This window comes from Limosilactobacillus reuteri subsp. simiae (assembly GCF_020784875.1).
In the GTDB taxonomy this organism is placed as follows: Bacteria; Bacillota; Bacilli; order Lactobacillales; family Lactobacillaceae; genus Limosilactobacillus; species Limosilactobacillus reuteri_H.
On the sequence record NZ_JAJGUI010000109.1, the window covers coordinates 41775 to 61757 of the forward strand.

The 19983-nt window shown below is 38.1% G+C and carries 4 protein-coding genes; all 4 read left to right on the plus strand.

Going from position 1 to position 19983, the window contains the following annotated elements; genetic code table 11:
* Window positions 1-71 precede the first annotated feature (71 nt).
* The 4 genes from LMC10_RS07320 to LMC10_RS07330 all read left to right on the plus strand — a co-directional run bounded on the left by LMC10_RS07320 (window position 72) and on the right by LMC10_RS07330 (window position 19568).
* A complete protein-coding gene (locus LMC10_RS07320; protein WP_003664767.1) occupies window positions 72-548 on the plus strand; it encodes an S-ribosylhomocysteine lyase in 477 nt (158 codons plus the stop codon).
* A gap of 115 nt (window positions 549-663) precedes the next feature.
* Complete coding sequence (locus LMC10_RS07325; protein ID WP_229269350.1) at window positions 664-1527, plus strand: MetQ/NlpA family ABC transporter substrate-binding protein; 864 nt, start codon at window positions 664-666, stop codon at window positions 1525-1527.
* A gap of 253 nt (window positions 1528-1780) precedes the next feature.
* A complete protein-coding gene (locus tag LMC10_RS10500; RefSeq protein ID WP_255316920.1) occupies window positions 1781-1906 on the plus strand; it encodes a hypothetical protein in 126 nt (41 codons plus the stop codon).
* A gap of 190 nt (window positions 1907-2096) precedes the next feature.
* On the plus strand, window positions 2097-19568 hold the full coding sequence (locus LMC10_RS07330; RefSeq protein ID WP_229269351.1) for an MBG domain-containing protein: 17472 nt from the start codon (window positions 2097-2099) through the stop codon (window positions 19566-19568).
* Window positions 19569-19983 lie beyond the last annotated feature (415 nt).

A 19983-nucleotide genomic window follows, 5' to 3' on the forward strand; every position in this document is an offset into this window, starting at 1 on the left:
TAGATTGCCGTTCCTAGGGATTTTTTAGTTCCAAGATTCATCCTCATCAGGCAGAAAAGGAGAGTTCTATTATGGCTAAAGTTGAAAGTTTTACATTAGATCACACAAAGGTTAAGGCACCTTACGTTCGTTTAATTACCGTTGAAGAAGGGGCAAAGGGAGACAAGATTAGTAACTATGATTTACGGTTAGTTCAACCAAATGAAAATGCAATTCCAACTGCTGGTTTGCATACGATTGAACACTTGCTTGCTGGCTTGCTTCGTGACCGTTTAGATGGCGTAATTGATTGCTCTCCATTTGGTTGCCGGACTGGTTTCCACTTAATTACATGGGGTGAACACTCAACTACTGAAGTTGCCAAGGCTTTGAAGTCCTCGCTTGAAGAAATTGCTTACAAGACTAAGTGGGAAGATGTTCAAGGAACAACTATTGAATCTTGCGGTAACTACCGTGATCATTCATTATTCTCTGCGAAGGAATGGTCAAAGAAGATTCTTGATGAAGGTATTTCAGATAAGCCATTTGAACGCCACGTGGTTGACTAATAATAATTTTGGTAAACGCTGACTAAGGATTTCTCGAGAATAACGACATGTCGGATCCCGTTGGCTATTGCGATTAGTTATGACGAATAGCGAAAACAAAAGTAAAGGGGTAGTTATGATGAGAAAGAAAAAGCATACCGGTTGGTGGATTGTTGGTATTGTAGTAGTGATTTTAGTTGCGGCTGGACTTAGTGTGGGCGCTAATGGTGGTTTTACTCGCAACGATGAGATTACTGTTGGAACGATTGGCCCAGATGTCCAAGTTTGGCAACACATTGCAAACAGTAAGCAGGCTAAAGATGAAGGTTTGAAGATTAAGGTCAAGAGCTTTACTGATCCCGTAGCCTTAAACCGGGCGACTGCTAGTGGTGAAATTGACGTTAATGCTTTCCAGTCATGGTCATATCTGCAAGCTTATAATAAGGAAAATAAGAAGGAACAGTTAGCGGCGATTGGAACTACCTACTTAGAACCAATGGGCTTATATTCAGATAAGTATAAGAGTGTTAAAGACATTCCAGATGGTGCCACCGTTGCAATCGCTAATAATCCAGCAAACACGGCGCGTGGCCTCTTGCTCTTACAAAGTGCAGGTTTGATAAAATTGAAGCCGGGCTTTGGGGCAACCAGTGGAACCAATGAGATTGCGGCTAATCCAAAGAACCTTCAATTTAAAGAAATTGACGATACCACCGGACCACGAGTATTAAAGTCAACTGACTTAGTATTAATCGGTAATACGATTGCGTTAACTGGTCATTTAAATGTGTTGAAAGATTCTATTTATCATGAACAAGTTGATCAAAGCACGAAGAACAACATTAATGTTTTAGCAACTGCTAAGAAAAATCGTGATAACAAGGAATATAAGAAGTTAGTTAAGCTTTACCATAATAAGCAAATTCAACAATGGATTGCTAAAAAATATCAAGGAACAAAGGTTAATGTTGATAAGCCCTTAAATTATCTTGAAAATTAATAATAAAATTATAATTAGCTAAAAGATGATATTGTGGTAATTTTAAGCCCCTTTTATTCGTAACACTCGAATGAAAGGGGCTTTATTGTGCACTTATATTGGTGAATTAAAGATTATTATGAAAATTAATAATTTTATCCAACATTTGAATAAATAGTTCTATTAAACAAATTAATAAGAAGCGCGTATAATTAAAGTAATAAAAGTTTTAGATTTAAACACGAGGCATCGTTTGAGTAAGGGAGCTAAAATTATGAAATGGGAAAGAAAACTTGCACAAAGCATAGTCACGATTGTTTTACAAGCACTGGTTGCACGGCTTGTGTATCACTTATTTGCAAAGAAGCAACCGAAAGAAACAACGAAAAGCAATGACTGATGTATTGTGGTAGCGGATGGGATTAAGCGTAAAGCGACCATTCGTTTTTTTATTAATTTTGCTCTTAACAATGCCAAGTATAAATTCTGTTGGCCTTTAAATTAGTAGGATGATAAAAAAATAATTTAAAAGAATTTGTATTGGATTATAATTATAGACGGATAAATGACTAAGAGACGGGGGATATCTTATGAGTAAAAATAATCCTTTACGGAGCATGACTCCCAAAAATAAGAATTATAAATTATACAAAGCAAAAAAACAGTGGATTACTGCCTGTGCTACTTTTATGCTGGCTTTTGGAGCAACTGCGGTAGTAAATGCTAGTGTCCAAGCAAATACGACTACCCCAGCAACAACGCAAGCAAGTGGCAGCACTGTAACTGCAGCTGAATCGACGCAACCGCAAAGTTCAGTGACTGAGAGTACTCAGCAATCTGGTGAAACGAAGAAAAATGTTGTAGATGATACTACTGATACTTCTAAAACCAGTGAACAAAAAGCTACAACTGCTCAAGATACTGAAACTTTAAGTGCCGCTTCTGTTGCAAACAAAATTAATAGTGAAGAAAATAAAAATGCTTTTCTTGCTCTCAATGTAAATAATGCTGACACCCCTGCTAATGAAGCACTTCAAGAAGCAACAACAGCCACGTTACCTACTACTAATGGCGGATATGATTCTGCTACTTGGGGGACATTAGATACCTCTAAGTGGACAGGGCAGACGGCCACTTTTGATGGAAACAATTATTACCAATTAACGGGCTATACTGGTGATCAAACTCACATTATTGTGCCTAATGAGGCTGACTTTGAGCAAGCAGGAAAATCAACTAATAATCTTCAAGTGTCGATCTCGAATGATTTAATTAAAAGCTGGCAAAATGCTGCTACTATTGCTTTTAGTAAGACTGATGATAAGAAGATTAAGCTTGTAAGCACTAATTTAGATAATACATTCAAAAATGACACGAATTTGACTAATTTAGATGCCAATAGTTTAGATACCAGTAGTGTTACTTCGATGCAAAGTACTTTTGAAGGTGCTTCTAACCTATCAGCTTTGACTGGAATCAGTGATTGGGATGTTTCCAATGTAACTAATATGTCCCTTTTATTCCAAAATGCGACGGGCGTGACTAGCTTAACTGGCTTGGAAAACTGGGATGTTCAAAAAGTTACGAATATGACTCGGATTTTCAACAATGTTAACAAAGTTACAGATCTTTCTCCTTTGAGCAATTGGAAGACTGACAGTTTACAAAAACTCAACACTGCATTTGCTAATAATAGTTTTACGAACTTACAAGGTCTAGAAAATTGGAATGTAAGTCATGTAACAGACATGGGTGTCATTTTTATGAGTGATGCTAATTTGACTGACATTAGTGCCTTAGCTAATTGGGATACTAGCAATGTGACTGATCTGAATCGGGCATTTAATGTTAACCAGGCTCTAACTAGCCTGCATGGTTTGGAAAACTGGAATACCAGCAAGGTCACTAATCTTAATGCAACTTTTGCTAATGAAGGATCATTGGTTGATGCAAGTGCGATTGCTAACTGGAACACGAGCAATGTCACGAACATGTCTGCTATATTTCAAGGCTCAAAAACCGAGTACCTTGACCTTTCTAAGTGGGACTTTAGCAAGGTAACTAGTGCTTCAAGTGTCATTAATAATAACAAGTCTGTGGTTTACCTTGGCGATAACGCTACACTTACTGCTGATAAGTTAAACAGTTTGGGTCTTGGTAACTTTGGTACTTTCAATCAACCAATTATTTTGACTAGTGGGGCTCTTTACACCCTTTTATCTGGCAAGAATAGTAATACGCACACTATTACAATTAATAATGCCAGTGGTAGCCAACTTACTACTATTTCGTTCCCTGTTGTTTATGATGCAGCTGGTGCAAGTAACATGACCGATGCCATTAATAGTTACAAAGAGATGGTTGATCAAAAGCTTGAGGATTATGTTACTGAACATAACTATGTATTAAAGAGAGTTTCAACTGCCCCTGTTGATGATGTAACTGGTCACAATAATCATTTGGTTAACTATGCAGATGCTACATATCAAGTTGTTACTATTCCGGCAGATCAAAAGAAAGAAATTCAGATTCGAGACAAGACTGTCTATAAAGGAAATAGCTTAACTGCTAAAGATTTAGTTGCTAATAGTGCAGATTTCCCAGCAGGTACTACTTTTGAATTTGCTGATAATAGTGAACCAAACTGGAATCAAGTAGGAACCTATAATGTTAAAGTTATTGCAACTTATCCAGTTTCTGTAAATGGTCAGCAATACACTGCCGTAACTGCTCCAGCTACTGCTAAGGTTACCGTTACTCAACAAATGCAGTTTACAATTACTTATTGGGATGATACGGAAAATAAAGAACTTGCTGCCTATACTTGGAATAATGTGCCTAATGGAGGTTGGAATAGCATCGCATTTCCAGATATAAATACTGGAAATTATCAATCTGTCGGGGTAAGTGGCGTTCCTAACAGTGTAATTCTAGCTGGTGATCGCTGGGTACCATTTTCTAATCCTAACTGTACTTGGACGATCCCTAATGCTATTTGGCTTACTACGGACAATCTTAGTTCTTTTAATGCGCATCTTAATGATTTAGACCAACCAGCACACGCTGCTGTTACAAGCGAAGAAGCTGACGAGATTGCTGAAGCTTTATATGGCGCAAATATGACAGTTCACTTAGTTCATAAAACACAAGACGTAACCAATACGGACCCAGGCGCACAAGAAACACGTACGGTGACAGCTGATTTCGTTAAGATTAATGAAAACGGCACATCTGAAGAGACACCTTTTGATTCAGCAACTTTAGATGTTTACTATATTCGTCAAGCTACTAAAGATTTAGTAACTGGGAAAGTTACTTATGGCGATTGGCAATTAAACACCAGTAAGGGTACCAATGGGCTCCAAGTAGCTAGTGGATCTTGGAATTTGCCAACAAATAGTAGTAGCAATATTACAGTAAATGCACCAGAAGCTCCTGACGGCTATGTGAAAGTGGATTCTCAAGTTAATGGTCAATCAACTACTAACTTTGGAACGGCAGCTAATATCAGCAGTAAATTAACAACTTACTATGTACCTAAATCGTTAACCGAAAAAACAGTTAATCGCGTAATTAACGTCACACCACCAAATCAGCCGGGCCAACCGTCAGTTACCCAAACCACAACACAATCAGCTACGCTTACTAGACCTGTACGTGTAAATGCTGATGATAGTGGTGTAGTATTTGATGGCTTTACTGGAAGTGGCTGGACGACAGGTCAGTGGGGACGGTTTGGTAATATCACATCTCCTAACAATTACACGAGAGTTATCAAACAAATTGTTACTAATCCTGATGGGACAACTACTGAAACAACGCTAAATCTTCCATTTCCTAGACCTATTCCAGCTCAGACTGTTAATGGTGATACGCCTGATACGGTGATCAATATAACTTATACCGCAGTTGCAACAGCAACTTTGTCGGGCACTACTGAATCAACCTATACTGGCAGCCCAATTACTCTTAAGGACCTTAATAATGGTCCTGGTGATGACCCAATCTATGTTACAGTTACAGGACCTACAGCTAATCTCTATAGCTTACAAGCTGGAGATGTTGAATTCTCATCTGATAATGGTCAAACTTGGTCGATTGCTTTGCCAACTAATGCTGGTACTTATGAGTTACGTTGGACAGCTCAAGGTAAACAAAATATTATAAAAGCATATGGTAATAACAGTATTAAGTGGGAAGAGGATGGTCAGTCAACTATTACTGGTACTGCCACTTATATTATTAATCCTAAGCAAATTACTAATGTTACTGTTTCAGGAGATCAAAGCAAGACTTACGACGGTCAGCAAGCTAGTGTAGATGGTGCTGGTTTAACAATTAGTGCTGATGGGACTATTGCAAATACGCCGTTATCCATGACAGGCATTACTGCTAGTGATTTTGACTGGTATGATGCAAATGGTACTAAACTTGAATCTGCTCCAATTAATGCTGGCACTTATGGGCTACGTTTGAAACCTTTTGCTTTGCAAACATTACAAGCAGACAATCCTAACTACAGCTTTAATGCTGCAAGTGGCACGATCAAGTACACTATCGATAAGGCAAAAGCTATTGCAACTATTGGCGGTAGTTATGAACGAGATTACAATGGTCAACCAATTGATGGTACAAGTATTTATAACAAAATTACTTGGGCAGGAAGAGATACAAGTAATAACAAAGACTTTAATTTAAATCATAGTATTACTGCCAATGACTATGCTTGGTACACCAAGAGTGGCGACCAATACATCAAATTTCAAGGTCAACCAGTGAATGCAGGGGTTTACTATTTGATCTTGAACAATGACTATATCACAACACTTGATAAAGAAAATCCTAACTATGATATTTCAAAAGTTGAAGGAGCATTTGTTTACACAATCAATCAAGCTCAAGTAGGTTCGGTTTCCTTTAGTGCTAGTGTTCAAAAAACATACAATGGTTCAGCTGTTTTAAACGACGCTAATTTTAATAACGCACCATCAATTGTAATTAAAGGTACAGATGGCAAGCCGCTTGCAGGATTAAACAATTACACTTTTCAATCTGGCGACTTTGAATTTATCGACTCAACAGGTAAAACTGTTTTGGCAACAATCAATAATAATGGTCAAATCTCTGGCCCAATTAATGCTGGTACTTATACTATTCGATTAACCCAAGCTGGTCTTGATCGAATTGAACAAGCTAACCCTAATATTAACTTTGCTAATGTTAAGCTAGCTGATACTGGCAGTGGTACTTTGACAATTAGTCAATATGCTCCAAATCTTAATTTGAGTGGAAATGGCTCTAATATATATGATGGTCAGATAGTAACTTCGGCTGAATTAATTAAGCAAGATAGAGATAATACAATTACAATTAAATTAACTGTGCCAGAGCAAGGTGGTGGAATCACTAAGGTCACCTATGCTTTCAATCCTAATATGGATTACACAGGTGATTATGACTGGTACAGCAATGGCATTAAAATTAACGCGCCAAAGAATGCCGGTACTTATGTTATCCAACTTAAAGCTAATCAAGTAAGGACTATTCTTGAGGACTTGGTAAACCAAGATCCTACCTATAGCTACTTGAAAGGTAACTTGGATTTTAATAATGCACAAGTTACTGGACAAGCATCCTACACGATTAACAAAAAGCCACTCACTGTTTATCTAGACGGTCAATCATCATCTGTTTATACAGGCGGCGGTGCTGAAATGCCTTTGCAAGACTTAATTAAACATTTAGAAGCTAATGGCCTTGTAAATGGTGAAACTTTAAACACTAATACCTTTGATAAGGCTGACTTCCAATGGTACGTCAAGAATGCTGATGGAACTTATTCTGTCTTCACTGGTAAGGATGCACAAGGCAATCCAGTTCAAACGCCAATCAATGTTGGTACTTACTACATTGGTATCTTGCCAGAAACATCAACCAATAGTGGTATTGATACTTTGCAGCGTGATAATACCAACTATGATGTAACTATTGACTATAGTAAGTACTATCAATTTGATATTACGCCGGCTAAAGGAACAATTACTCTTGGCGGTGGACAAACTGATACTTATAATGGTCAAGCTCACAACATTACAGGTTACACATTGACAATCAGTGGTGTTGGTTTGCCTAGTGGTCAGACCGTAACACTTAAAGACGGTGATCTTGAATATTATGTTGATGGTCAATGGACAACTAGTGTTCCAAAGAATGCCGGCACTTACCAAGTTCGTTTAAGTGATAGTGCACTCACCGAATTGGAGCGTTCTTACACTAACTTCTCATGGACAAGTGATAATGTAACAAATAACGCTCAGGAATATGTTATTAATCCAACTCAAGTTCAGGTATCGTTTACTGGTGAGCCCAAGCATGTTATTTACAATGGACAAGGTGTTTCGGTTGATTATGGTAGTGACGCTATGAAGGGCTACTTTAACATGACTGGTCTTGTTAATGGCGATAAGCTTATATATCCATCTTTATCCAGTGATCAATTTGAATGGGTAGATTCAGCTGGTAATGTAATGACTACTGTTCCAGTTAATGTGGGCACTTACACATTGCGCCTTAAGACCACTAGTGACATGGATAAACTTAACTCAAACTATAATTTTGTCTTTGCTAAAGATAGTGCTGGTAACGATATCAACGGTTGGCAATGGATTATTGATAAGGCGACGGCAACAATTACCTTTACTACTGGTAATCAAAATACGCCATGGACTGGTCAGCCAACTGTTCTTAATCCAGATAACTTTGCTGTTACAATTTCAACTAACAATGGTCGAACATTGACTGCTAGTGGATTAGAAGCTAGTGACTTCCAATTCTATGACCAAAGCGGTCAAGCAATTTCTACCCCAACTGCTGTAGGCAATTACATTATTAAGTTAAAGCAAAGTGGCTTGGATAAGATTGAAAAAGATACGGCCAACTATACTTGGATCAATAACGCAAATGGTAGTTATGAAATTACTAAGGCTCAAGTTTCCATCAAGTTAAATGGAGAAAGTTCAATGACTTACAATGGACAAGCAGCTAGCTTCCCAGTTAATAGTGATGGATCAGTAAAGGGCATTACAGTTACATTAAGCAATGGTAAAACTTACGCTCTTAAGCCAGGTGACTTAGCCTTTGTTAATGGCAATGGTGAATACATTGATGCTCCAGTAAATGCTGGTGATTATAAGGTAACTTTGTCACAAGTAGGTTTAAGTAATATAAATAAGATTGATGGCGAAAATTACCAATACACTCTTGATAAGACAGCTAATATGGCTAACTTCACCATTGAGAAAGCAGATGCAACAATTGTTCTTAATGGTACCGGTACGCATGTTTACGACGGTCAAGCCGCTTCAACTGGTGAAGGTAGTTACACTATTCAATTACCAGGTCAGACTACTTCAACAAATGTAACTGCAGCTAACTTAGCCTTTGTTACGGGGGCCCCAACTGATGCGGGAACTTATTCTATCGCGTTAAGTGATGCTTATAAGAAGCAATTACAAGACATTTATGGCAATAACTACAATTTAACGTTTACTAATGGAAGCTTTATAGTTACTCCAAAGACAATTAATTTAATTTTGAATGGTTATTCATCTCAAATATATAATGGTCAACCAGCCAAAGTATCTAATATTTCAAATTTAACCTTAACTTGGGGTGATCACACTACAACTACTGCTCCTGGTGATGTTAAGTTCACTTTATCAGCTGATGATTTAGAAGTAGTTGATAAGAATGGTCAAACACCAACAGCAGCTAATTCTACCAATCAAGAAAATAATCCATATTATGTTCAACTAAAGAATTCAATTTTGAATCAATTGAATGATCAAAATAAGAATTACAAGTTTGTAATTGGCGACACTTATGCTCGTTACACGATCTATGCTGAGGAATCTAATGTTACCTTTACTGGTAAGCAGTTTGCCAACTATGGCTCAAATCCAATGCCAGCACTTGATCCAAGTAATTACACTTTAACTTGGACTGATATAGCTGGTAATAAACATAATATTGAGATAACTGCGGATGATTTGACTGTTGAAGTGCCCAATGGTATTCCAACTGATCAGAACGGATTACCATTAAACGCTGGCCAATATGTAGTTAAGGTAAAGCAAAGTGTAATTGATAACTTTAATGTTCAACATCCTGACTACAAGTTATCAAATGATCCAAACACTAACGCTTGGTATGTTGTAAAACACCGTCAAGTTTCCTTTACTATCAATGGAACACCAAGTTCTACTTACAATGGTCAAGCAGTTTCGCTCAAAGATGGAAATTATTCAATTAGCTTTGGACCAGTTTCTGGTAACCAAAATAGTGGTGTTCTTAGTGACGATCAAAATGCATTTGATAGTATTAAGTGGGATGCAAGTGACTTTGAGTTCGTTAATGGCGCACCAACTACTGCTGGTACTTATCAAGTGCGGCTTAGTTCTGCAGGACTTAAGAAACTTCAAGAGTTTGCAAATGGAGCTACAGGTAGCAACTATGATTTCAGCTCTGATATTACAGTTGATAATGGCCAATTTACTGCCAGTTCAGTGACCGCTAACTACACTGTAAACAAGAACGAGTTGACAGTATCTTTGATTAATAAAGATGGTAAGGTTCCTAGTTCTGTTATTGGTAAGTATGACTTAAGTGCGGGCAGTTATACATTGACAATCACACCTGCTGAAACTATTTATGGTACAGATGGTAAACCGTTAACTTTAACTTATAATTTGAAAAATACTGATTTAGCTTACAAGAATGGTACACCATCTAATATTGGTACGTATGATGTTCAATTGACTGCCGCAGCTATTAGTGATTTGGAACAAAAATTTGGTACAGAAAACTACACTTATAAGTTATCTCCAAGTGCTACACATGAAATCACTAAGGGTACTGGTACGATTACCTTATCTGGTGGTCAAACTGAGACTTATACTGGACAACCAGCAGTCTTAAAACATGACAAGTACTTTGTCACAGTAACAACAAATATTTATAGTGATAGTTCATACTTGAATGCTGGGGATATGCAATTCCTAGTCTTCTATACTAAGAATGTGGATGGAAGCTACATTGAATTAGCAAACAAGCCAACTGATGTCGGTACTTACTATGTTGGATTGAATGAATACATGATTAAGCAGATTGAAGATGCAACTGGTAATAATGGTGATAATTACAATTGGAGTCAAAATTATGCCACTTATGTAATTACCGCTGCTAAGGGTACTGCTACGGGTTCGTTTACTAACAGTAGCACATACAACGCACAGCCAATTGGCAAACAAGATATTACAGTTAATGTCGATTATCCAGGTGCAAAGAGCAAAACTTACTCTTTGCAAGAGGGTGACTATGAGTATGTAAATGAAGCAGGGTCTGTAGTTGTTGATCCTACTGATGCAGGAACTTACACTATTCGTTTAACAACTGTTGGTGAAAATCACATCAAGCAACTTGGTAACGTAATAGACGCTCAAGGAAACATCACGAAGCAAAATATAAATTGGACTGTTAACTTTGCAGGTTCATATACTATCAATGCAGTCCGGATGACAGTTACTGTCAACGGCACTCAAAATGAAAATTACAATGGTAAGGCTAAGAAGATCAACATTGGTGGATCTAACGGCGTTAACGTAACAATAAGTGCAGACGGTTTGACTGTACCAACTATTCCAGCAACAGGTGTCAATGCGTTAACAGCTAATGACTTTACTATTAAGAATGCTCAAGGCCAGGTGGTAACTGATCCAACTAATGCCGGAACTTACAAGATTTATTTAAATAGCAAGGGTCTTGAAAAGCTTGGTAAATTGTCAACAAACTTTACTGTTCCAGAAAGTTTGGAACAATCAGCTGATTTAATTATTGCGCGTCAAAATGTCAATATTACTGAAGGCTCAGCTGGTAAAACATTTGATGCACAATCAGCTGCCTTGACAGAAGAACAGTTTGCTCAATATAAGAAAGCAATTACTGATGCTGGTTATAGTGTAGATGGCTTGACTATCGATGGTATCGACTGGTGGTTCGATGATACTGTAGATTACGGTACACAGGGTAATCAAACTAACCCAATTAAAGATATCGGTACTTATAACTTAAGATTAAATGCTAAGGGCCAAAAAGAACTTGATAATGCCAACCCTAACTACAAACTTAAAGTCGGTGACTTCCAGTACACGATTTATCCAGAAGTAGTTCATATTGAAGTCGACGGTACTCAGAATGCTGATTGGGATAACCAAGGCGTAGCAATTGATCCAACTAAATTTGTACCTAAGTTTGTGGTTTACGGTGGTAAAAATGGGGATCAATTAATTACCAATCCTGTTCGTGATGATGGTCAGCCTTTGACTCTACCAGCAGGTGTTCAGTTAGTTCCTAGTGATTATGAATTTGTTGATGATAATGGTAATGTCATTACATCATTTAAGCGTCAAGATGGCACTACTTCAACTAATCCATTTAAGGTTGGAACTTACCATGTTCGTTTAACTGAAAATGGCTGGAAGAAGCTAGCAACGCAATCAACTGATAACGTGAAGTATCAATACGACAATAGTACCGGTACGCTTAATATCAACCAAATTACACCTGAAATTAAACTTAATGGTGCAAATTGGAAAATTTATGATGATCAACCAGTAAGTTTTGATGAACTAGTTTCTAAAGATCCAACTACTAATCAACCATTGATTTATGTGGGTGTATCTGCTAATGGGCATACTATTAACTTACCTTTGGATCCTGGCACTTATAATTGGAACAGTAATGGTCAATTATTGAAGACGGCACCAAGCCAAGTGGGTACTTACACCATTACTTTGAATAAAGACAAAGTAATAACGTACTTAAACAATTGGATGGCTAATAACTCTGATTATCAGGGTGCAATGAAGATTTTAGCTGACAATATTGGGGGTAGTGCTTTATTTGAAATTAAGGCACGCAATATTGCTAAGCTCGAAGCAGATCCTGCTAGTGGTAGTCAAACTTATACTGGACAGGCTGTGCAAATTGACTTGTCTACTATAGTTGGTAGTCTTAAGGCAACAGACAGTGATGGTAAAGTTTGGAAGCTTAATACTGACACCTTGACTTTGGATGATTACACTATTACTGATTCAAATGGCAAGATAGTTACAGGTTTCCCAGTCAATGTTGGTACGTATACATTTAAGATAAATGAAAAGGGAATCGCTGCTTTAGCTTCTGCTAATCCTGACTTCGCAATTCCTAATGAAATTAATGGCTACAGTTATACTTATACAATCAATCAAGCCAATGCAATTGGAAAGTTAGCTGGTTCTAACTCTGGAGCTTACACTGGGAAGCCAGTAACAACTGCTCAAGTCAACAGTAATGGTCAAATTGTGGTAACTGTCGACTATCCAGGTGTTACTATTAGTAATAAGACTTATACTCTTAAAGGTGGTGACTATACTTGGAGTACAGAAAATGGTTCTGCTCCGACTGATGCTGGTAAGTACACCATTACGTTAACCAAGGATGGTATTGCAAATATTGAAAACTATATTCGTGCTTTAGCTGGTACAGGTCAAGACGGTAAATCAAATGTAGCATTTGCTGAGAACGCTATTACTGGTTCAGCTACTTTTGAAATCGTTCCTAAGTCAATTACTGATGTAACTATTTCTGGTAATGATCAAGAAAAGACTTACGATGGTCAGGCTGCTAGTTTAGATGTAAATGACTTAACGATTAGCGCTACTGATCTTATTACTGATAGTCCATTATCAATGAAGGGCATTAATGCTAGCGACTTTGATTGGTATGATGCCCAAGGTGAGAAGCTAGATGCAGTTCCAACTGATGCTGGCGCGTATGAAGCACGTTTGAAACCTTCTGCTCTGCAAGCATTGCAAAAGGATAATCCTAACTACAGCTTTAATACCGCAAGTGGCACGATTAAGTACACAATTAATCAAAAAGCAGCTACTGATACTTTAGGTGGAAATGGCAATAAGGTTTACAATGGTCAAGAAACTACGGTTAGTGATGTTCTTAATTCAATTACTTGGACGCCAAGTGGGTTAGTTGATAGCCAAAGCTTAGATCTTTCTAAGCTAAGTGACGCCGATTATTCTTGGTATACCAAGAATGCAGACGGTACTTACACTGAAATGACTGGCTTACCAACTAATGCTGGCACTTACTACTTGAAGCTTAAGGATAGCTCAATTGCTAGGATTCAGGCTGCTAACCCTAACTACAGTTTTGCCACTGGTGCAATTAGCGGTGCGTATACTTATGCCATCAGTCAAGCTAAGGCTGAGATTACTTTGCCAAAGACTAGTGATCAAAGTGTTACTTGGACTGGTAATCCGGCAACAATTAATCCAGTTAACTTTATTCCAGAAATCACTACTGATAATCTAAATGAAAAGACCATTGCTTTGCCAAGTACTTTGCAATTAACTGCCAGTGATTATGAATTCTTACAAAATGGGCGAGTGATTTCCGCACCAAGTGAGATTGGCACTTATCAGGTTTGCTTGACTCGAGCTGGCTGGCAAAAAGTTCAAAATGCGATTGCTGGAAATGCCAACTATACTTGGAATTGCCAAGGGGAAGGTAATTATCATATTGAAAAGGCAACTGCAAGCATTACTCTTGATGGTTCAGCTTCAACAATTTACACAGGAAATCCAGTAGTTATTCCAGCTACTGATGGAGTTGTTAACGGCATTAATGTGAAGTTATCAAATGGCCAAACTTATGTCTTAAAATCTGCAGATCTTGAATTTGTGAATGATCAAGGCAATCAAATTCCTGCGCCAACTGATGCAGGTAGTTACAAGGTAAGATTAACCGAGGCAGCCTTAGGTCAGATTCGAAACCTTGAAAGTAATCACTATAACTATACTTACAATAATGATGCGGTAGACTTTACAATTGAAAAAGCTAACGCTGATGTAACCACTTCAGGCTCCTACGATGTGGTTTACAACGGCCAAACTCCAGAAATTAATGTTGATAAGATTACTAACACTATTTCTACGAACAATGGTGTAAATCTTACCGCCCCAACTTTATCTGCTGATGACTATGAATGGGTGGATAAAGATGGAAAAGCAATTGCTAACCCAGTAAATGTTGGTACTTACTACTTGAAACTTAAAGATTCTAGTCAAAGTAAGATTGCCACTAACAATAATTACACTTGGAATTTCAAGGGCTTAGCTAGCGTAATAATTACTAAGGCAAATGCAACTATCAGTTTTGGTGGTAGTCAAGAAACTACTTATACAGGAAGCATAGTAGCCGTAAATCCTGGTGACTATGAAGTTAAGCTTTCTAATGGTCAAACTTACCAATTAACTGACAAAGATATTCAAGTTATTGGTAGTCCAATAAATGTTGATACTTATCAAGTTGAGCTAAGTCAAGCTGGAATTGATGCAATCAAAGCAGCTGATAGTAACTACAACTACAGTTATGATGGCAGTCAGGGATTACTAGTAATTGTTCCAGCCAAAGCTAGTGCAACAATAAGTGGTTCTCAAACTACGCAAGACTTAGAACTTGATCCTCATAATTACTCAGTTGTTGTAACGTTAAATGGGCAACAACAACAAACTATTACTGGATTAACAGCGAATGATTTTGTCTTCAGTAAAGATGGTCATCCAGCTCAATTAACTGAAGCAGGAACATATGACGTTGAACTTAGTGGGGATGCAATCAATAAGATTCGTCAAGAAAATCCAAATTACAATATTGACTTCAGTTCAACAGCCACATTTACTTTGGAAAATAGTAGCCAAACTATTAATTATGTGGATGGTGATAATAATGTAATTAGTTCAACTGATATTAAGGGGCAGCTTAAAGGAACTAAGATTTCATTTACTCCTGAAATTCCAGTAGGTTGGGTAGCAAGTGATCCAAGCAGTGTGCCAAGTGAAATTACGCTTGAAAATGGAACTACTGTAATTAAGATTAAGCATGGAGTAACCAATGTTGATCATAATAATCCGGTTCCTGACGGTGAGAAGACTGTAACAGGTGAAGTAATTGATGGTGCTCATGCAAGTGACTTGAACCAAACAATTACTAGAACAATCAATGTAACCACTCCAAATGGAACTAAGAATACAGAAGTCCAAACCGCTAAGCTTTACCGTGATGCAAGTTACGATAATGTGACTGGTGCAGTAACTTATGGAGAATGGTCGACTGCAAAGTGGAGTGAATTTACTCCAAAGAAGATTAATGGCTACACTCCAAATGAAGCGGTGGTTCCTGCAATTGAAGTTAAAGACGGTCAAAAGAATGTCACAGTTGATATTACTTACACAGCTAATGAACAAAGTGGTATTATTTCTTACCAAGACAAAGCTGGTAATGAGATTAGCACTACTCCACTTAGCGGTAAGACTGGAGAAACAGTGACAATTAACCCAGAAATCCCAGCCGGATGGGAATTAGTTCCAGATCAAGACATTCCAAAGACTGTTACTGCTACAGCAGAAGGAATTCCAACGGTAGTAATTAAAGTTGAACATGGAATAACCAATGTTGATCATAATAATCCGGTTCCCGACGGTGAGAAGACTGTAACAGGTGAAGTAATTGATGGTGCTCATGCAAGTGATTTGAACCAAACAATTACTAGAACAATCAATGTAACCACTCCAAATGGAACTAAAAATACAGAAGTTCAAACCGCAAAGATTTATCGTGATGCAAGTTACGATAATGTGACTGGTGCAGTAACTTATGGAGAATGGTCGACTGGAAGTTGGAAAGAATTTAGTCCAGCCGAAATCAAAGGTTACACTGCAAGTGAGAAAGTAGTTCCATCAGTTGAAGTTAAGAATGGCCAACAAGATGAGACTGTAGATATTACTTACATCGCTAATGAACAAACTGGTAAGATTTCATATCAAGATGCAGATGGTAAGGAAATTGGGACAACAACAATTACTGGCAAGACGGGTGAAACTATAACTATTACTCCAGAAATCCCCGCCGGCTGGCAATTAGTTCCCGGCCAAGAAATTCCAAAGACTGTTACTGTAACTTCAAACGGAATTTCAACTATTATTGTTAAGATTCAGCACAAGAAGATTATTGTAACTCCAGATACTCCTACGGAAGATATTCCAAATGGTAAAGTATCTGGTGATCCAAATAAGACTTACGAGAAGATGGACAATCTTGTAAAGACTCCAACTCGGACAATAGTTGTAACTAAGCCAGATGGTTCTAAGCAGACAATCACTCAAAGGGTTGAATTTATTAGAGCTGCAACATTTGACGAAGTAACTGGTGAGATAACTTACAGTGATTGGACATTGAATAGTAAGAGTAGTAAATGGGATGAATACACGCCAAAAACAGTTCCTGGGTACACGGCAAATCCAGCTCAAGTAGCTGAAGAAGATGTAAGTCAAGAAACTGATAATACAACAGTCAACATCACTTACACCGCTAATGAACAAACTGGTAAGATTTCATACCAAGATGTAGATGGTAAGGAAATCGGGACAACATCACTTAGCGGAAAGACTGGCGAAACTATAACTATTACTCCAGAAATCCCCGCCGGCTGGCAATTAGTTCCCGGTCAAGATGTTCCAAAGACTGTCACAGCTACTGCAGATGGAATCCCAACTGTAGTAATCAAGATTAAGCATGGCATAACCAATGTTAATCATACAAACCCAGTTCCTGACGGTGAGAAGACTGTAACAGGTGAAGTAATTGATGGTGCTCATGCAAGTGATTTGAACCAGACGATTACGAGAACGATTGTTGTAACTAAGCCAGATGGAACAAAGCAGACGATCCCTCAAGTAGCTGAGATTTACCGTGACGCTACTTACGATGATGTTACTGGTGACGTAATTTATGGTAAATGGTCAACGGCTAAATGGGATGCATATACTCCAGAAAATATTCCTGGTTACACGGTAAGTGAAAGCATCGTGCCAGCTGTTGAAGTAAAGAACGGCCAACAAGATGAGACAGTCAACATCACTTACACCGCTAATGAACAAAGTGGTAAGATTTCATACCAAGATGTAGATGGTAAGGAAATTGGTTCTACAACAATTACTGGTAAGACAGGTGAAACAGTAGTGGTTACTCCAGAAATCCCCGCCGGCTGGCAATTAGTTCCCGGTCAAGATGTTCCAAAGACTGTCACAGCTACAGGAGACGGAATTCCAACGATAATAGTTAAGGTTGAACATGGGACGGTTGTTGTTACTCCAGAAACTCCTACGACTGACATTCCAACTGGCAAAGTTCCTGGTGATCCATCCAAGAACTACCCTACAATGGAACAACTAACAGTTACCCCAACGCGGACAATCAATGTTAAATACCCAAGTGGCAAGGAACAATCGATTCCACAAAAAGTTACATTTACCCGGACAGCGATCTTTGATGAAGTAACAGGTGAAATTAAATACACTGAATGGCTTCCTCAAGGCACTGCGCAATGGGCTAGTTACCAACCGACGACTGTTACGGGCTATGTACCTAGTCAAAAGATTGTGCCAGCAATGACGGTAAATCCTGAGACGCCAGATGAAACGGTTGACATCACGTACGATAAGATTCCGGAACCACAGGAAGGCCAAGAGATTATTAGCTACCAAGATGCAAATGGTCAAGTAATCCATACACAGACGGTTACTGGTGAAGAAGACAGTGATGTTTCCTTCAAGCCAGAAATTCCGACTAATTGGCAACCAACTGGCGACCTTCCTCATTCAGTAAAGATTACTGGCGGGACAACTGTGATCGTGATTGAGCCAGTTACCACTACGATTCAAGAGCATAAGACGGTAACCCGGGCAATCGTTGAGCACCTGCCAAGTGGTGATAAACAAACCGTGCAAACAGTTGTCTTAACCGGAACTGGGACTAAGAATTTAGTCACTGGCGAAGTTACTGACGTTAAATGGGATCATGGTAAATTTGTGGCCTTTACTCCTGCAACCGTACCAGGGTACACGACAAATATGAGTATTGTTCCTGAGATGGATGTCACAGCAGCTAGTGGTGACAGTATTGTCGAAATTAACTACATTCCTAATGAACAGACCGGATTTATCATTTACCGTGACGAAAATGGTAATGAAATTACACGGACTGCGCTCCAAGGTAAAACAGGTGAGACAGTTGCGATCAATCCAGTTCTGCCAGCAGGTTGGGAACTTATCCCCGGCCAATCAATTCCAGCAACAGTCATGGCTACTCCTGATGGAATTCCAGATATTGTCGTTTTGATCAAACATCAAATGATTACTGTAAAGCCGGGAGAAAAAGCTCCAACAGGAAAAGTTCCTGGTAATCCATCAACTACTTACGAGAAGATGGAATCCTTAACTAAAGAGGTAACACGAACTATTACTGTTAAGCTGCCGGATGGACAACGCCAGATAATTACACAGACTGTTAAATTTACCAGGACGGCAACGTTTGACGCGGTTACTGGCAAGGTAACCTATAGTGGCTGGCAAGTTGATGGTAGTGATGAGTGGCCAGCATATACGGCTCCAGAAATTAATGGCTATACCGCTAGTCAGGTCTCTATTCCAGCTGAAATGGTTATTCCTAGTGACGAAAATCAGAGTATTGAGATTGAATACACTAAGAATAATCAACCAGTAGAACCTGATAAGCCAGTAACGCCAATCACGCCTGATCAGCCCACGACACCGACTAATCCTGATCAACCGGTAACGCCAACTCAACCGGCACAACCGACTGAACCATCAGTACCGGCTAAACCAATAGCACCAACAAATAATGGTGATAAGGTAATGTCTGGTAATCAATTACCAACTGAACCGGTTGAACAAGAAAGGCAACAGGTTTCAAATCAACACTTTATCTCACACCAATTAACTCAGACTTCATCAAAAGAAAAGTCAAAAGCTAATATTCTTCCGCAAACTGGTAATGACCAAAATAGTAGTTCTATATTAGGATTCGCATTTGTTGCTCTGGCAAGTATCCTTGGTTTAACTGGTTTGAAGAAGAAACGAGAGAAATAGCATTTTAGTGTAATAAGAAAGATAAGCTCTCCACTATTTAGAAATTCTAAATGTGGGGAGCTTATTTATATTTTGATAAAACAATTAAGAAAAGAAATTATTTATTAATATGAAAAAGCTTGATCGCTATTAGAAGGAAAAGATTTTCAAGTCTTTATCGAGTGATATAGCAAAAGCAAAATGCTTAACGATTAACAAATGACAAAAGTTTCATTTGTTTAAAAAAACTTAAACATTTTTTCTGACTTTAAAAATACTTAAAAATGCCGTTATATAAAGCTTCTATCAACTGATAATGCAAAATGCAATTTTTAGTTTTTAAAAATCGACAAAAGAATAGTTGTGTTTTAAAGCAAAACAAGTAATATAGAAAAAGTAAGCAAACAATTATTACAGTCATTTATTATATTTATTG